The following is a 16,882-nucleotide window of genomic DNA, read 5'->3' on the forward strand; positions in this document are numbered from 1 at the left end:
AGAATATAGCACGTGTCATGAAAATGATGCAAGATAGTGACTCTGTTAATGCAGATGAGATAGTTGCACTGTTTAAAGATACTGAACTTAAATCTAAAGAGATGTTCGCTATCTTGGATAGTATTGTTAGTAAATAATATAAAAATATATGGGAGGGTTTTCAACTCTACCATATAGAGCGTTTAAAATTTCGTTTTATCTATTTAAGTGATACTTCTTATACAGTTTCTCCCACTGTTTTTAGCTTCATACAGAGCATCGTCAGCTCGTTTGAACATAGATTTCATGGTATCACCTTTCTTATACTCTGTAAGTCCAAAACTTACAGTTACACTGCCTGCAGACTTATGTTTTAGATTTTCAATGATTTGTCTAAAATTTTCTGCAAGTTTCATTGCATTTTGCAGGTTTGTATTACTAAAGAGCAGTACAAATTCCTCTCCTCCCCATCTGGCAAAAAGGTCACTCTCTCTAGTGTGACTTTGTATACTTTCACTTAGCATGATTAGAACTTCATCACCTATTAGGTGACCATATTTATCATTAAAGTCTTTAAATTTATCAATGTCTAAAATAGCTAGACTAAGAGAACGATTATATCTTTTAGACTGTTTTAGTTCGTAATAAAGTACCTCTTCAAATTTTTCTCTATTATTGATTCCTGTTAAAGAGTCTTTATAGACCTTTAGCTCTGTAGCTTCTTTTTCTTGTGTTAGTTTAGTTATGTCTGTAAAGTTTATAAGGTAGTTTGTATTGTTGATTTTTGATATATTTATATATAAAGACTTCTCCTCATTGTCTTTATTCTTAAGTGTTACAACTCTTGATGATTCATCTATGTTGTTTATAAACTCATAAAAGTCTATGTTGTTTTTCATACTCTTTATTATGTTGTCCTTGTTAATTAGGTCATCAGAGTTTGAGAATATGTCTATAAGTATTGGAAATTTATGCTTGAACTCTTCAATTGTTGAAGCTCCAAAGAAACTAAAAAATGATTTACTTGCAAATGAAATATCATTAGTATCTGTAATGAGAGTAATGTTGTTTTCAGAATCAATAATATGCTGTAGTATATCTCTTTGCTCTTTGTTCTCTTTTTCAAGAATAATTGTTCTTGAGAGTTTTTTAACTATTTTTAAGAGTAACTTTTTTTCAACAGGTTTTAAAAGATAACCTTCAACATGTAGTTTAATCGCTTCCAATAGATAAGCACTTTCTCTGTTGGTGGTGGTAAAGATAACATTTGCATTTTCATCTATTTCTTTTATAGTTTTCGTCATCTCTAGTCCATTCATATCACTGATAACAATATCTGGTTTATTCTTTTTGTAGAGCTCTAGACCTTCTTCACCGTTACTAGCTGTAAAAATATTTTGTGATACATTCTGAAGTGCTCTAGCATAACATTCTCTTACATCTTTTTCGTCTTCTACATAGAGGATAGAGACTTCTTTAGTGTAGTTGTCCATAATAGTCTTTCCTTCACCACCTATTGTACATAAACTACTTTTAACTATTTATAAAATACAATGTTTTAAATGAGTTGAAAATAGTTTTATCTTGAAGGATTTGTTATGTCTAAAGTTTTAATTCTCTCTGGAGCAGGTATTAGTGCTGAATCAGGTATCTCTACTTTTAGAGAAGCTGATGGACTTTGGGAAAAACACCGCATAGAAGATGTATGTACAGCCGGGTGTTTAGATACAAATGAAGAAGGTACAAAAAAGTTTTATGATGCGAGAAGATCTGATGTAGAAGACAAAAAGCCTAACTACGCGCATCAGGTTATAGCGGAGTTAAAACAAAAATATCCAGATGATATCTCAGTATTGACACAAAATGTAGATGATCTTTTTGAAAAAGCAGGGATGAAAGATAGTGAAATAGTACATCTACACGGGTTTTTAAGAGAACTTAGATGCAGAGAGTGTGAAGAGATATTTGATGTAGCATATCAATCTCAAGATAGTTTTGCTACGCAATGTCCAAGCTGTGGAGCCAAACTAAGACCAAATATCGTATTTTTTGGAGAAGCTGCACCAAAATACCAGATGCTTACGCAGGAACTAAACAGTTGCGAGTTAATAGTTATAATCGGTACAAGCGGAAATGTTTTGGACGTAACATATTTTGCACAGCTTACAGAGCACTCAATACTTAACAACCTAGAACCAAGTAACGCTATAGATGATAGTTACTTTACAAAAGTCTATTATGCCAAAGCTACCCAAGCTATAGCAGAAATAGCAGAATATATAGAGGATTTTTTAGAAAATGAATAAATACTTACTTTTTATACCTTTAATGATCATAGCTTTTAGTGGATGTAGTGTAGAACCTTTAAAGCCTGTAGAAGTTGATATTCCTCAAACAAGGATAGACTACTTAAAAGAGGTAAAACCAATACTTGATAAACGGTGTGTAGTATGTCACTCTTGTTATAACTCTCCATGCCAGTTAAAACTCAGCTCTTACGAGGGAGTAGACAGAGGTGCTTCAAAAGATAAGGTATATCTTGGTGAGAGACTTTTGGCACAAGACCCTTCAAGACTGTTTATAGATGCTAAAGATACTTCGGAGTGGAGAAAAAAAGGTTTTAACACTGTTTTGGAGAGTGACGCCGTAATGGGTTCAAATAACTCGATGATGCTTATTTTACTAGATCATAAGATGAAAAATCCTAAGAGTAAAGGTGACTATTTTAGTGAGAGTGATGATCTGACATGCTCAAAAAATAGAAAAGAACTAGCAGAATTTTTAGATGATAATCCAAATCAAGGTATGCCGTTTGGATTTCCACCGTTAAGTAAAGAAGAGTTTAAAGTTATAAAAGAGTGGTTAGGACAAGGTGCACCTGCTCCAACATCTGCTGAGATAGCACCTTCAAAAATAGCTTCACAAAATGCACAAAAGCTTATAAAAGATTACGAAGAATTTTTAAACAACCAAGACGCTAAACACGTTATGAGTGCCAGATATATTTATGAGCACCTCTTTTTATCACACATAGCTTTTGAAAACGCACCTAATGAATTCTTCGAATTAGTTCGTTCAAGTACGCCTGTCCCTGAAGAAATTGATATTATCCCTACCATACGTCCATATGATGACCCGAAGGTAGAAAAGTTTTACTACCGCTTTAAAAAAATACACTCGACTATAGTATATAAAACCCATATGGTTTATGATTTAAGTGCTAAAAAGCTTGAGCGATATAAAGAACTTTTTATAGAATCAAAATGGAATGAAACACCTTATATTGTAGGTCATAAAATAGACTACAATGCAGAACCGTTTAGAGTCTTTGCTCAGATTCCACAGGCGTCTAGATATAAGTTTTTACTGGATGATTCTGAATATGTAATAAGAACTTTCATCCGCGGTCCTGTATGTAAAGGGCAGATTGCGCTAAATGTAATACGAGATAATTTCTGGGTTATGTTTATGAGCCCGGATTATGACCTATCTATTAAGAAAAATGGATTTTTAAAACAAGAATATAAAAATTTAAGAATGCCAATAGAAGATGGAAGTGGTGTAGCCTTACTCAAAACCTTCAGTGATAAATATATAGATGCCGCTATTAAATACAATCAGAATAGGCAAAATATATATGATACTGTTTATAAAGGCGGACTGAATATTGATAGCATCTGGAAGGGTGATAATGCTAATAGCACACCTTTTTTAACTGTTTACAGACATTTTGACAGTGCATCTGTGCATCGTGGAGCTCTTGGAGGGCTTCCAAAAAGTGCTTGGGTTATAGACTATCCCCTTTTTGAGAGAATATATTATGCTCTTGTTGCAGGTTTTGATGTATATGGAAATGTTGGACATCAGGTCTCAATACGTCGTTATATGAATAGACTAAGAGTAGAAGGTGAGACAAACTTTATTAACCTTCTTCCAAAAGAAGATAGAGAAAAAGTATTTGATTTATGGTACCTAAATGCTGAAAATAAAGAGGCTCACTTTTTATCAAAAAATGAGACAGCTATTGACTATAAAAAGATTAATTCAAAACGAGAATTAATAGAAAAAGTAGTTGATACTCATCTTTTAAAATCTTGTAATGTTAAGTTTGATGAGTATAATTATCTATATGCTAATGAAAGGTTCCCTAAGCTTCCAAAATCATATACAAAAGCTTCTGATTATAAGCAGGCATTTAAGTCATTAGTAAAAGGTGGATTGCCATTTATCAAGGTTGTAAATGGTCAACAGTCAAACTTGGCATATATTAGGATAAAAAATATGCCAAAGACAGATGATGTTGTAGTTTCTGCTGTGGTGAACAGATGGCACGATAATGTCTCTTTTATGTTTGATGAAAAAAAGAGTTTAGACCCAAATAAAGATGAGTTCGATTTTGTTGATGGTTTTGTAGGTTCATATCCGAACCTCTTTTTAGTAGTTGACTTTAAAGATCTACCTGATTTTTTTGATATGTTGCACAATTATGACGGAAGTAAAAAGTATGTGAATAAGTTTTTAAAGTATGGTGTAAATCGTGGTGATGATGATTTTTGGGAAACATATGACTGGTTTCAAGAAAAGTTTTATAAAGATAAACCTCATGAAGCAGGATTATTTGACCTGAATCGTTACTATCATAAAGTATTTTTGAGATAGATTAAGCCTCTATTAGCTTATTTTGAATAGAATGTCCTTTTTAATTAAAGGCTAATTATGAAACAGGTTTTATCTCTCTTAAGTTCCATGAAAACCATGGCAGTTTTGATGTCTATTTTTGCATTTGCAATAGGCTACGCTACATTTATTGAAAACGATTATGGAACTATAACAGCTAAGGCTGATATCTATAATGCAAGATGGTTTGAAGTTCTAATGGGGATTTTAACCATAAATCTCCTTCTAAATATTCATAAATATAAAATGTATACACTTAAAAAAGCTCCTATATTTATTTTTCATGCTGCATTTATTATTATAATAATCGGTGCTGCTATCACTCGTTATGTCGGATATGAAGGAACTATGCACATTCGTGAGGGTGCAAGCTCATCTACAATGACAAGTGCAGATACTTACTTTACAGTTGATGCTAAAGTAGGTTCTAAACATGAAGTTACATCACAAACATTATACCTTTCTAAAAAAAGCGCAAACACACTCTCTTCATCTTTAGAGATTGAAGGTAAAAAAGTTAATGTAGAGATGATAGAGTATATTCCAGATGCCGTAGAGACAACAGTTGAAGCTGAAACTGGTAAAGCGATGGCTTCCATGATGGTTACTGGAAGTGGACAAGGTGAGCCTATCACTCTCATTGAGGGTGAGTTTTATGAGAGTGAAAATTTTGTTTTAGATTTTAACTCAGGCAAGTCTTTTGATAAGATGGTCGTATCTCTTTTTGTTGAAGATGATAAGTTCTATATGAATCATTCTATGGCTCTTTCATACTTAAAAATGGATGATCAATCAAAAGGTACCCTTGAAGCAAATGCTAAACAGCCTTTTACTACAAGAACTCTCTTCAGTACAGCAGGAGGTGGTTTTGTTCTTAGAACTTTTTACCCTCATGCAGCTAAAAAGATTGTATCAAATCCAAATGCATCTGCTCAAAGACCTGGTTATGATGGACTTAGATTTAAGATAACAGTTGATGATGTCTCAAAAAACGTTCTAATATTTGGACAGGCAGGCAGAATGGCAAAAGAGTATCATAATGATATCAACGGTGTTGATGTTCACCTCTCTTATGGTTCAAAAAAACTTCAACTGCCTTTTGAGATCAAACTAAAAGAATTTCAACTAGATAGATATCCAGGCTCAATGAGTCCTGCTTCTTATGCCAGTGAAGTTATTTTAGTAGATAAAGAAAAAAATATAGAAATGCCTTATAGAATCTTTATGAACAATATTTTAGAGCATCGCGGATATAGATTTTTCCAATCATCTTATGATCAAGATGAAAAAGGAACTATTCTTTCTGTAAATAATGACCCTGGTACTCTACCGACATATATAGGTTATTTTCTTTTAACTATAGGAATGTTCTGGTCACTCTTTTCAAAAGACAATAGATTTGCACAGCTAGCAAAGAGAGCGAAAAAAGCTGCTGATGAAAAGGCTGTCGGTGTTATCATGGCCCTTGGCCTAGTTCTTAGTTTAACACCTTCATATGCAGAGGATTTAAATCCTACTATTAAAACTATTATCTCTTTTGATAAGGAACATGCAACAAAATTTGGTCAGTTAGTAATTCAGGACAGCGGTGGTAGAATGAAGCCGATGGATACTCTCTCAACTGAGATATTAGCTAAGATTCATAGAGGTTCTCACATAAATGTCGGAAAGTATAAGCTAGACTCAAATCAGGTTGTTCTTGGAATGATGGTTAAACCTGAATCATACCGTGACATTAAAATCATCTACACAAAAAATCCTGAAGTGAATAAGCTTATTGGTACTGCTTCAGATGCTAAATATGCTTCTTTTGCTCAGTTCTTTAGTGACCCTGCGAATATGCGTGGATACAAACTTGCAGAGTTGGTTGACACTGCGGTTAGAAAAGAAGCCAAACATAGAAATATGCTTGATAAGGCTATTTTAAAGGTTGATGAGAGAGTAAATATAGCTTACTCTGTTTATACTGGTGCACTAATGAAAATGTGGCCAAAACCAAACGATGTAAATAATAAATGGTATCCGACTATAGAAGCACTTCAAACTTTTAAACCTGAAAATGGTGAAAGACTTAGAGGTGTAGCGGTTGAGTACTTTACATCTATAGACGCAGCACTTAATACCGGAGACTGGACAAAGGCTAATACTGCAGTTGAAAAACTTGCAGAGTATCAGAAGTTCTACGGTTCTGAAGTTTATCCAGCAGAAAATAGAATCAAAGCAGAAATGTTTTACAATAAATCATATATCTTTGAGACTCTTTATCCATTTTATCTTTTGCTTGGTTTCATACTTTTAATACTGAGTTTTGTAAAAATTATAAAGCCGGCTTTTAAAATAGATATGTTCTCTAAAATTACACTTGGACTTTTAGTAATTTTCTTTATAGCACATACTTTTGGTCTTGGTCTAAGATGGTATATCTCAGGTCACGCTCCTTGGTCTAATGGTTATGAGTCTATGATCTATATTGGTTGGGCAACTGTTTTGGCAGGTTTTATCTTCTCAAAACGTTCATCTATGACAATGGCATCTACTGCTGTTTTAGCGGGTCTTATTCTATTTGTAGCGCACTTAAACTGGATGGATCCACAAGTTACAAACTTGGTCCCTGTTCTTAACTCATACTGGTTAAGTATACATGTTGCAGTAATCACTGCTAGTTATGGTTTTCTTGGTCTTGGAGCACTTCTTGGGTTTGTAAGTATTTTATTATTTATCATAAAAACTGAGAAAAATAACAAACACATTACGCTATCTATTAAAGAACTAAATTCTATCAATGAGATGAGTTTAATGGTTGGTCTTATGCTACTTACTATAGGAAACTTTTTAGGTGGTGTTTGGGCAAATGAGTCTTGGGGTAGATACTGGGGTTGGGATCCAAAAGAGACTTGGGCACTTGTAACTATTTTGGTCTATGCAGTTGTTGTACACATTAGATTTATCAAGTCTATCTACAGTGAATTTAACTTTGCAGTGATTTCACTGATGGCATATAGTTCGGTTATCATGACATACTTCGGAGTAAATTACTACCTTGCAGGACTTCATTCATACGCAAAAGGTGACCCTGTTCCTGTTCCTGATTTTGTTCCTATAACTTATGCAATTATCTTTATCTTAGTAGCACTGGCTTTTAGAAACAGAACATTAGCTAAGGTTTAAATACATGGAGTTTACGGGCTTTAGTAAAAATACACTCTCGTTTTTGGAGTCCATTCGTCAAAACAATGACAAAGAATGGTTTGAAGCTCACCGCTCAGAATATGAAGAGTTCATACTAAAACCTTCCCGTGCTTTTGTGGAAGAGTTTGGTGAGCATCTAATGGCGCTTGAACCGACTATTAACTTCTCTCCTAAAATAAATAAATCACTATTTCGCATCTACAGAGACACTCGTCGAATGGGTGCTATAAAAGTTCCACTGAAACACCGCATTGGGATCATCTTCTGGCAAGGTAACGGCAGCAGGATGCAGACATCATCTTTTTACATGCATTTTTCTCCTGATGAACTATTTGTAGCTGTTGGTGTTAGATGGTTTGAAAAGCCAATGTTAGATGCTTACAGAGACTACATCTCAAATGATAAGAGAAGAGCAAAGCTTGCAGAGGTTTTGGATAGTCTTGAGAGTAAGGGTTATGAAGCCATAGAAAAAGGTTATAAGCGATATCCTAGAAATTTCAATGCAGAGATGTCAGATGCCCACTTGAGCCTTTACAAGGGTATGGCTACATATAAAATATTGGACCCAAAACTTATAGTAAATGGTGACAAACTTATAGATACACTCTATAAAATATATGAAGAGATGCTACCATTACAGCAGTTAGTATATGAAATTAGTTTGAGAGTTAAAGAGGATTGATTGTGGCAAAAAAAGAAGCAGTAATATTACTTAACATGGGTGGACCAAATAACCTTGAAGAGGTTGAGATGTTTTTGAAAAATATGTTCGCTGATAAGAACATATTGACAATGAAAAGTGATCTTTTAAGAAAGTTTGTAGGTGGTATGATTACTTTTACAAGAACAGAAAGTTCACAGGATATCTATAGACAACTTGGCGGAAAGTCACCAATAGTCGGACACACTAAAAACTTAGTAGATAAACTTCAGACAAGGCTTGGTGAAGATGTATTGGTTGATTTTGTGATGAGATATACTCCACCGTTTGCATCTGAAGTTATTGAGAAAATCAATAAAGAAAATGTTGAGAAAATATATCTAATACCTCTTTATCCTCAGTTCTCAACAACAACGACAAAGTCATCATTAGAAGATTTTGAAGAGTGTTATCATGATATAGGCGGAGATGCTATTTTAGTAGAGACTAAGCATTTCTTTGAGAATCAGACTTATAACAAAGCAGTTATAGAGCGCATAAAAGAGCAGGTCGGTGAGGCTAAATATGAAGACTTTGATATTATCTTCTCAGCTCATGGCCTTCCTCAAAAGATTGTAGACGCGGGAGATGTTTATGAGCGTCATGTTGAGAAACATGTAGGCATTTTAAAGAAGATGCTGGACGATGAAAAAATGAACTTTCATGAGACACATCTTGCATATCAGTCGAAAGTCGGACCTATGGAGTGGTTAAAACCATCTTTAGAAGATAAGCTTAAAACTGTTAGAAACAGGGGAGTTGTAATTTTCCCAATAGCTTTTACCATAGATAACTCTGAGACAGACTTTGAACTTGAGATAGAATATAGAGAGATTGCAGAAGAGTTGGGCTTTAAAGAGTATCGAGTTTGCAGGTGTCCAAATGACAGTGATCTTTTTGTGGATGCTCTTACTGAAATATATGAGAAGATGAGATAGATACTTTGAAAGTAGTAATTTTTGATATGGATGGGACGTTATTAGATTCCAAAAAAGATATAACGATATCGATAAACTACATAAGAGAGCTTCACTATAACCTTCCTCCACTTACAGAAGAATTTGTAGTAGAAGCTATAAATATGGAGGTAAGAAACCTTCCAAAGATGTTCTACGGAACAGAGCTTTATGATAAAAAAGACAGAGATGTTTTTGAGGTTCATTATGCTACTCAGTGTGTACAAAATCCATATCTTTATGATGGCGTAAAAGAGACTTTAGAAAACTTGGTAGCAGCTGGAGTTAAAATCTCAGTTGCTACAAATGCTCCTACAACTTTTGCATCTAGAATGTTGAAACATCTCGGAGTAGATGATTTGTTTGATGTCATTATCGGTGCAGACAAGGTTAGTGTTTCTAAGCCTGATCCTCAGATGCTACATGAGATTTTAAACCACTATGGATTTGATGAGAGAAAAGATAGTGCTTGGATGGTCGGAGACAACTCAAAAGATATGTTAAGCGCTCAAAATGCAGGGATAGGTTCTATGTTTGCTACTTGGGGTTTTACACCGGACGCTGAACATGAGATAGTGATCTTTGAACCAAAAGAGATATTAGACATCGTTTTATAAAAATATATGATAAAATAAGTAGAAATTATTTTAGGAGGACATTTTTGTTTGATAATGACTTACTTCTAGCTTTTGCGTTTATGGCAATTCTCTTTTTGAGACAGATATCTATTTTAAAGCAACCAAACAAAATAAATTACGCGCCTCTTATGATTGGAATAGGTGCAATAAGCAGTGTTGTACACTTTATAATCCATCCCGATATAACTGATATTATTTTACTTCTTAGAGAATCTTTTTTACCACTTTTAGTTGCACTTTTACTTTACATAGTTATGAATATACTTCATCAGACTCAACAGACTCAAAACGCAAGAACACATGATGAGTTTGCAAGAGTAATCACTACGCAAGTGAGTGAGTTAAAAGAGTTTATGGCTGAGTTGGAAGGTCGCATGATACTGTCTCAACAAGATGACAGAAAAGCTCAAGAAGAGATGCGAGAAAAGTTTAAGCACGATATTAAAGCACTTAATGCTATAGAGTTGAACCAAGGTAAGTTCTTAGAAAAGTTTGATGATATGGACGGATGGCATAAAGGAGTCTCAAAAGCATTTGATGACTTTACAAATGTGCAACTTCCGGAACTTGACAATGTAGTACACAAGCATATAGATATTCTCAGAGTGGCAGAACAAGATCACTATAATCAGATAAAAACTACTCTTGACAAAGCTGTAGAGAACAGACTTGATATCTCTGAGGATATAGATGATCTCAAAGATAACCTAAGTAGCATGAAATCTATTTCTGATGATATAGCAAAATCTATTACAAAGCATACACTGGAACAATTATCAGGAGTAACAAAAACTTTTGAAAACCAGATAGTGTCTTTAAAATCTCATACAGAGGGTATAAGTACATCTCTGTATGAGAGCGAGAACAGACTTAATGCAATACGAGAACAGAGTGAGATGATAATGAAGCAAATGCTTCTTTCATCTAAAAAGATGAATGATTTAGAAAAACAAAATAGTGGTCTTCACGATATCTATTCTACGATAAAAGATTTAGTAGGTGAGATAGAAGCTATAAAAGCCGACTACGTAAAAGCACAGTCTCAACTAAGTAGTATTTCTACTGAACTAAACTCAAAAAAAGAGGCTGAAATAGATGCTGTGAAAGAGCAGATGGAAGCTCTGATCATTACTTTAACGAAACGTATTGACGACTCTTTAGAGAAGCTACACCAACACTATCATATAGCATCTGATGATATTACTCAGAGTGTTCAGATACTAGCCAAAAAAGCACAACTTCAAAAGGGTTATAGGACTTAAATTAGTTTATACTCAGTGCTATTAGTGCTGGATAAAGTAGTAAGCCCATATATGGTAAAAAACCGTTAATGGGTGCAAGTAGTATAAGACTTAACTCTTGAGTTAGTTCTCTCTTTTTAAATACCTGTTCTATAAGAAGAATCTTAGTGGCAATATCTGCAGTCTTTATGAATAGAAGAATCATAGCAGTTATATTGTAGTCTGTTAACATCGCAAAACCGATGGCAAAGTAAAATGTAGGTTGCATGATTAAGAAGAGAAATATACTCTTCGAATAATATTTATACATACGAATAAGCATACCCATTATGCTTGGAGCTTTTTGCCAGCTTATCTCATAGAATTCAAGCAAAACAAACAGTAAGATATAATTTATAGTAATTTCATTTATCATAATCATATCTTACAATAATAATTCTACAAATAACAATACAAAAGTATTATATAATAGTAAAAAAAATGATATTTTAATACCGAAGTACTATTTACAAGTCCAAAAAACCGTGTTACCATATTAGTATACTTAATAATGGAGGTGCGAGATGGCTACTGGAAAAGTAATAGGTAGAGTGGAAGTCTCTATCGGGAATGTAAGAATTGTTGATGTTGACGGTAATCTTCGTGATACTGGGTATGAGGGGCTGATGTATGAAGGTGAACAAATTTACAGTGACGACGTAAATGCACTTTTCCAGATTAAATACTTAGCACTTCCAGAAGCTACGGTCTATGATGGTATATTTAGAGTTTTAGCTGACGGTTCAGTTATATCGGGACTCGAAGGGAATGAAAATTTCTTCGGAGATGACATTGACTTTATGGAAACAGCGGCAGGTGATGCAGGACCTGAAGGAAGCTCAGCTTTCTTAGAGGAAGTTCCTGTAGATGAATCATCATTGCTAGGATTTAGTAGAGGTGCCGATGATACAGGTTATGGTGAAGGTATTGTAAATTTTGGTGAAATCTCTGAGACAGATGGAACTCCTCCTGTCATTACGTCTGACAACGAGGTAGTCTTTGATGAGAACAACCCAGACGCAGTTATGACAGTAACAGCATTGGATACAAGCGCCTTAACATTTAGTATATCTGGTCCTGACAGTGCACTATTTAATATAGACCCTGTAACAGGGGTACTTAGATTTAATGACGTACCTGACTATGAAAATCCACTTGATACAGGCGGCGATAATGAATATAACTTACTTGTAACAGTTACAGATGCAATAGGTAATTTCACAACACAATTGGTGTCTGTTAATGTAAATAATCTTAATGACAATATTCCAACAGCACAAGATGCAAGTGCGAGTGCCACTGAAGATGTCTATGATGATGTTGAGGGTCAACTTATTGGTGAAGATGCTGACGGAAATATCATCAGATACGAGTTAGTCGATGGTCTTGCAGAGGGTGAGGGCACTTTGACATTTAATGAAGACGGTAGTTATATCTACAATGTAGGCACCGACTTCCAGGACTTGGCTGAGGGTGAGACAAGAGAGGTTTCTTTCACATATAAAACTGTAGAAGTAGGACCGCCTCTTTCAGAGCCTTCAGATTCAGGACCGTTTGAAAGTGAAGTCGCAACGGTCACTATCTTGATTACCGGTACAAATGACGCCCCTGAGGCAACGCTGGAAAGTATTACAAAAATAGCAGACCATGTGACTACTACAGATATACCTAGTTATGATGATGGTGATGTAACGGCCGTCGCTTACTTATCTACTTGGTTTGGTCCTATTGTCACTCATTTTGCCGAAGCTGTGGAACTTGATAACGGTAGATATGCAGTTGATGACCATAGTTTTAATTGGTTTACATGGAGTTATGATGGTGATAAAGAGAACTTTGTTGATAGTAAAGGCTCTTGGAATGAGGGTATAATATTTGGTTTTGAAAGTGAAGTGACTCAAACAACTATTAGCCTTAGAAATGTAGATATGAACGATAGAATTCTTGTCAGAACTTATGATGATAATGGTGCAGAAGTTAGTTCTAGATACATTACTTCAGAAGCTGGACCTACAACAATAAATATCAGTGAAGAGTCTGGATTTAAAACAGTTGCAATTTTTGCACTAGACAGTGTTCATGGTGTAACAGATTTTACAGTCCAATCAGTAATTGGTACTACTGAGATGGACACAGTTCTTCCATTTGTAATCGATGACAGTATGTTACTTGCTAACGATACAGATGCTGAAGGTGATGCAATCCACGTAGAACTTGTAGACGGTAAATTATTAGATGCTGGTGGAGCAGAAATCGGAACAGTTACTTTAACTGAAGATGGTGATATCCAAGTTACACCGGATGCTGATATTGACTTTGATACAAGTGTATCTGCATATGCTAACTTTGCTTATGTAGTAGTTGATGAACATGGAGCTGCTAGTGAAGCTACAACTGCGACTATTGATGTAGCAGTTGGAACTGTTGTAGGCTCTCAAATTGGTTATGTGCCAGATGGACCACAAGAGTTCATTATCGGTACAGACTCAGATGCATTAGATGCTTTATCTGATAATGTATTGACAGTTAGTGATACTTTAGATTTATCTCATATATCAGATATCAACACTATAGAGTTAGGTGAAGATGCAACTGTAACAGGCAGTGCTGACTTAGGTCATATTACTGTTGCTGATGTTATGGATGCTACTGATTTGGACAACACATTAGTTATCCAGTCTTCTGATGGAAACGCTCATGACCAAGTTAATGTTCATGAATCATTTGGCGATCCTAATACAGTATTTAGTGATGGACAATGGTATGCTGAGTATAGTGCCGAGGGCGCTACACTTTTAGTTGAGATTGACCCTCCGATTGATGCTAATTAGTATCTATGCAGTATTCCCACGCTGATTCTTGCGTGGGAACTTTTAAAATAATTTATCTATAAATAAATTTACATTAAATTAAGTCTTGTCTTTAGATAGTCTTTATTTTTGATAATCAATACCAAAGTACTATTTACAAGGACTTAAATGAGTGTTATCATATAAGCATACTTAATAGTGGGGGTGTGTAATGGCTACTGAAAAAGTAATTGGTAGAGTGGAAGTCTCTATCGGTAATGTTAAATTTGTAGATGTCAATGGGGTTACCCGTGAGCCTGATTTTGAAGGTCTGATGTATGAGGGTGAGCAGATATATAGTGACGACCCGAATGCACTATTTCAAATCAAGTATCTAGCTCTTCCTGAAGCCACAGCTTATGATGGTATATTCAGAGTTCTTGCCGATGGATCAGTTATAACCGGGCTTGAGGGAAATGAAAATATGTTTGGTGATGACATTGACTTCATGGAAACCGCAGCAGGTGATGCAGGACCTACTGGAAGCTCTGCTTTCTTGGAAGAAGTTCCTGTAGATGAATCATCTCTTTTGGGATTTGGTAGAGGTTCAGATCTGTATATATATGGAGAAGGTGTCGTAGGTGTCAGTGAACTTTATGATGATGGTGACAGGAGTGCTCCCGTAATTACTTCGGGCAGCAATGTGGTATTTGACGAAAATAGTACGGAAGCTGTTTTACAAGTTACAGCAAGTGATACAAGCTCTATAACATTTAGTATATCTGGACTAGACAGTTCTCTGTTTAGTATAAATCCTACAACAGGTGTGTTGACTTTTAATGACTCACCTGATTATGAAAATCCACTGGATTCAGGTGGTGACAATGAGTACAATGTAAATGTTACAGCCACCGATATATATGGAAATTCTACCACACAACTGCTTTCAATATATGTTAATAACTTAAATGACAATGCTCCAACTGCAGAAGATGACGCACAGAGTGCAACAGAAGATGTATATGGAGATGTGACAGGTCAACTAGTCGGTTCAGATGCTGATGGTAATGAGATCAGGTATGAACTTGGAGAAGATACCCTTGGCGAAGATGAGGGTTCTTTGATTTTTAACTCTGATGGTAGCTATACATATAGTGTAGATGGTGACTTTCAAGATCTTGCACTTGGCGAGACAAGAGATGTTACTTTTACCTACAGAACAGTAGAAGTAGGTCCACCTCTTTCAGAACCTTCAGATGCAGGACCTTTTGCGAGTGAAGAAGCTACAGTTACTATTACTGTAACTGGTACAAATGATCAACCTGTTGTTACAAATATAAATGCTAACGGTGGTAGTGGTTCTGTTGTAGAAACTGGAGAAGATTTCAGTGAAGCTCATGATATTACAGTAAGCGGAGATGGTTCTATAGGTTATAGTTATTTTACAGTTCATGAAATAACGACTGTAACAATTACAACAGATGGACCAACTATAGATCCTCAATTATATTTATTTAGAGGTGATGGTAGCTTATCTATTGATGACTTTATAACTTCTAATGATGATGGATGGACTCCAGCAGGAGCTTTTAGTAACTCTATAATTACGATAACTTTATTACCTGGTAATTATATAGCTGCAGTTAGTGATTTCCATCTTACTGCACAAGAGGTAGTAGATGGATTTAATACAAATAGTATGATAGGTACCGTAACACTTAACTTTACAGCAAATCATCCTATTAGCTTAAATGACTCTAATGTAAATACAGTATTTTATGAATCTCATGATGATATTGATATCCCTGGAGAAGATGATACTCAAGCAGATATAAATACTATATTTGTCGGTATTATAGACACAGTTATGGATGCTGATATTACAGATGAACACACTTATGAGATGGTCGATGGTTCTCTTTTAGTAAATGGAGAAGATGCAGGAGATATAACTGCATCTATAGCTCTTAATGGAAGCACTTGGGAATATACAGTTGAGGGTGATGTTAATTTCCTAGCTGCAGGTGAGACAGCTGTAGTTACATTTGACTATGTAGCTATAGATGATAGCGGTGTAGGAGCAGGAAGTGGGGCAAACGAGCCAGATACTTCAGAACCTGCAACTATCACACTTACAATTACAGGAACAAACGATCAACCGATAGTCTCAGCAGTAGTTGTAGAAGCTATTGATGAAGCAGCGAGTGGATTAAATTTAAATGTATTTACAAATGAATTATCAGTAATAGATGATGATGCAAGTGATACACATACATTTCACCTTGTAGGTGAAGATGGAATTGCACAAGCAAATGTAATGGATAACTCCGGTGACAACTTAGGCATAACTGCTTCAGTTCATATGCTCGATGATGTGCTCGGTAAATTTCAACTAGTCGGTGACTTTAACGGACTCGACGATGGTGAGAGTGCAACAGTTACATTCTATTATTATGCGGTTGATAACAATGCTATAGGTGAAGATGGAGTAAATGAAAGCTCATATTCTGAACCAAAAATGATTACTTTGACTGTTTTAGGTGCAGATGATGCTCCAACATTAGCAGCAGTAACATCAGGTTCAATCACAGAGATTGATCAATCTGCAAGTACAACAGATGTAGGATTATCAGGAACTCTAGTTGGAGCTGATGTAGATGTAGAAACATTGACA

Annotated in this window: 11 protein-coding genes; 9 read left to right on the forward strand and 2 right to left on the reverse strand. The window is 35.2% G+C overall.

Annotated elements, in window-relative coordinates:
• Positions 1-203: 203 nt before the first annotated feature.
• Entirely contained in the window at positions 204-1,472 is a 1,269-nt protein-coding gene (locus ABZC13_RS13415) for a diguanylate cyclase (protein WP_373004926.1), read from the reverse strand.
• A 105-nt stretch (positions 1,473-1,577) separates the two neighbouring features.
• On the opposite strand from ABZC13_RS13415, the gene ABZC13_RS13420 reads away from it, so the two are divergent.
• Genes ABZC13_RS13420 through ABZC13_RS13450 form a run of 7 tightly spaced genes read left to right on the forward strand, consistent with a single transcriptional unit; the run spans position 1,578 to position 11,401 of the window.
• Positions 1,578-2,285 carry an NAD-dependent deacetylase gene (locus ABZC13_RS13420; RefSeq protein ID WP_373004929.1) on the forward strand — a complete coding sequence of 236 codons (708 nt, stop codon included), beginning with the start codon at positions 1,578-1,580 and terminating at the stop codon, positions 2,283-2,285.
• Complete coding sequence (locus ABZC13_RS13425) at positions 2,278-4,638, forward strand: fatty acid cis/trans isomerase (protein WP_373004932.1); 2,361 nt, start codon at positions 2,278-2,280, stop codon at positions 4,636-4,638. The genes ABZC13_RS13420 and ABZC13_RS13425 overlap by 8 nt, the downstream gene beginning before the upstream one ends.
• Before the next feature lie 57 nt (positions 4,639-4,695).
• Entirely contained in the window at positions 4,696-7,824 is a 3,129-nt protein-coding gene (ccsA, locus tag ABZC13_RS13430; RefSeq protein ID WP_373004935.1) for a cytochrome c biogenesis protein CcsA, read from the forward strand.
• Between the two features lie 4 nt (positions 7,825-7,828).
• A complete protein-coding gene (locus tag ABZC13_RS13435) occupies positions 7,829-8,527 on the forward strand; it encodes a DUF2461 domain-containing protein (RefSeq protein ID WP_373004938.1) in 699 nt (232 codons plus the stop codon).
• Positions 8,527-9,483 carry a ferrochelatase gene (hemH, locus tag ABZC13_RS13440; protein ID WP_373004957.1) on the forward strand — a complete coding sequence of 319 codons (957 nt, stop codon included), beginning with the start codon at positions 8,527-8,529 and terminating at the stop codon, positions 9,481-9,483. The genes ABZC13_RS13435 and hemH overlap by 1 nt, the downstream gene beginning before the upstream one ends.
• A gap of 5 nt (positions 9,484-9,488) precedes the next feature.
• Positions 9,489-10,118: an HAD family hydrolase gene (locus tag ABZC13_RS13445; protein ID WP_373004941.1), complete on the forward strand. Its 630-nt coding sequence runs from the start codon at positions 9,489-9,491 to the stop codon at positions 10,116-10,118.
• A gap of 44 nt (positions 10,119-10,162) precedes the next feature.
• The gene (locus ABZC13_RS13450; RefSeq protein WP_373004944.1) at positions 10,163-11,401 is read left to right on the forward strand and encodes a coiled-coil domain-containing protein; all 1,239 of its coding nucleotides are present in this window, start codon (positions 10,163-10,165) and stop codon (positions 11,399-11,401) included.
• Position 11,402: 1 nt separating this feature from the next.
• Here ABZC13_RS13450 and ABZC13_RS13455 read toward each other — a convergent pair whose 3' ends face one another.
• On the reverse strand, positions 11,403-11,795 hold the full coding sequence (locus tag ABZC13_RS13455; RefSeq protein ID WP_373004947.1) for a hypothetical protein: 393 nt from the start codon (positions 11,793-11,795) through the stop codon (positions 11,403-11,405).
• A 148-nt stretch (positions 11,796-11,943) separates the two neighbouring features.
• Here ABZC13_RS13455 and ABZC13_RS13460 point away from each other — a divergent pair, with 148 nt between their 5' ends.
• Positions 11,944-14,250: an Ig-like domain-containing protein gene (locus ABZC13_RS13460; protein WP_373004950.1), complete on the forward strand. Its 2,307-nt coding sequence runs from the start codon at positions 11,944-11,946 to the stop codon at positions 14,248-14,250.
• 190 nt (positions 14,251-14,440) lie between these two features.
• On the forward strand, positions 14,441-16,882 hold a 2,442-nt coding region (locus ABZC13_RS13465), incomplete at its 3' end, for a VCBS domain-containing protein (protein ID WP_373004954.1).

Source organism: Sulfurimonas sp. (assembly GCF_041563035.1).
In the GTDB taxonomy this organism is placed as follows: Bacteria; Campylobacterota; Campylobacteria; order Campylobacterales; family Sulfurimonadaceae; genus Sulfurimonas.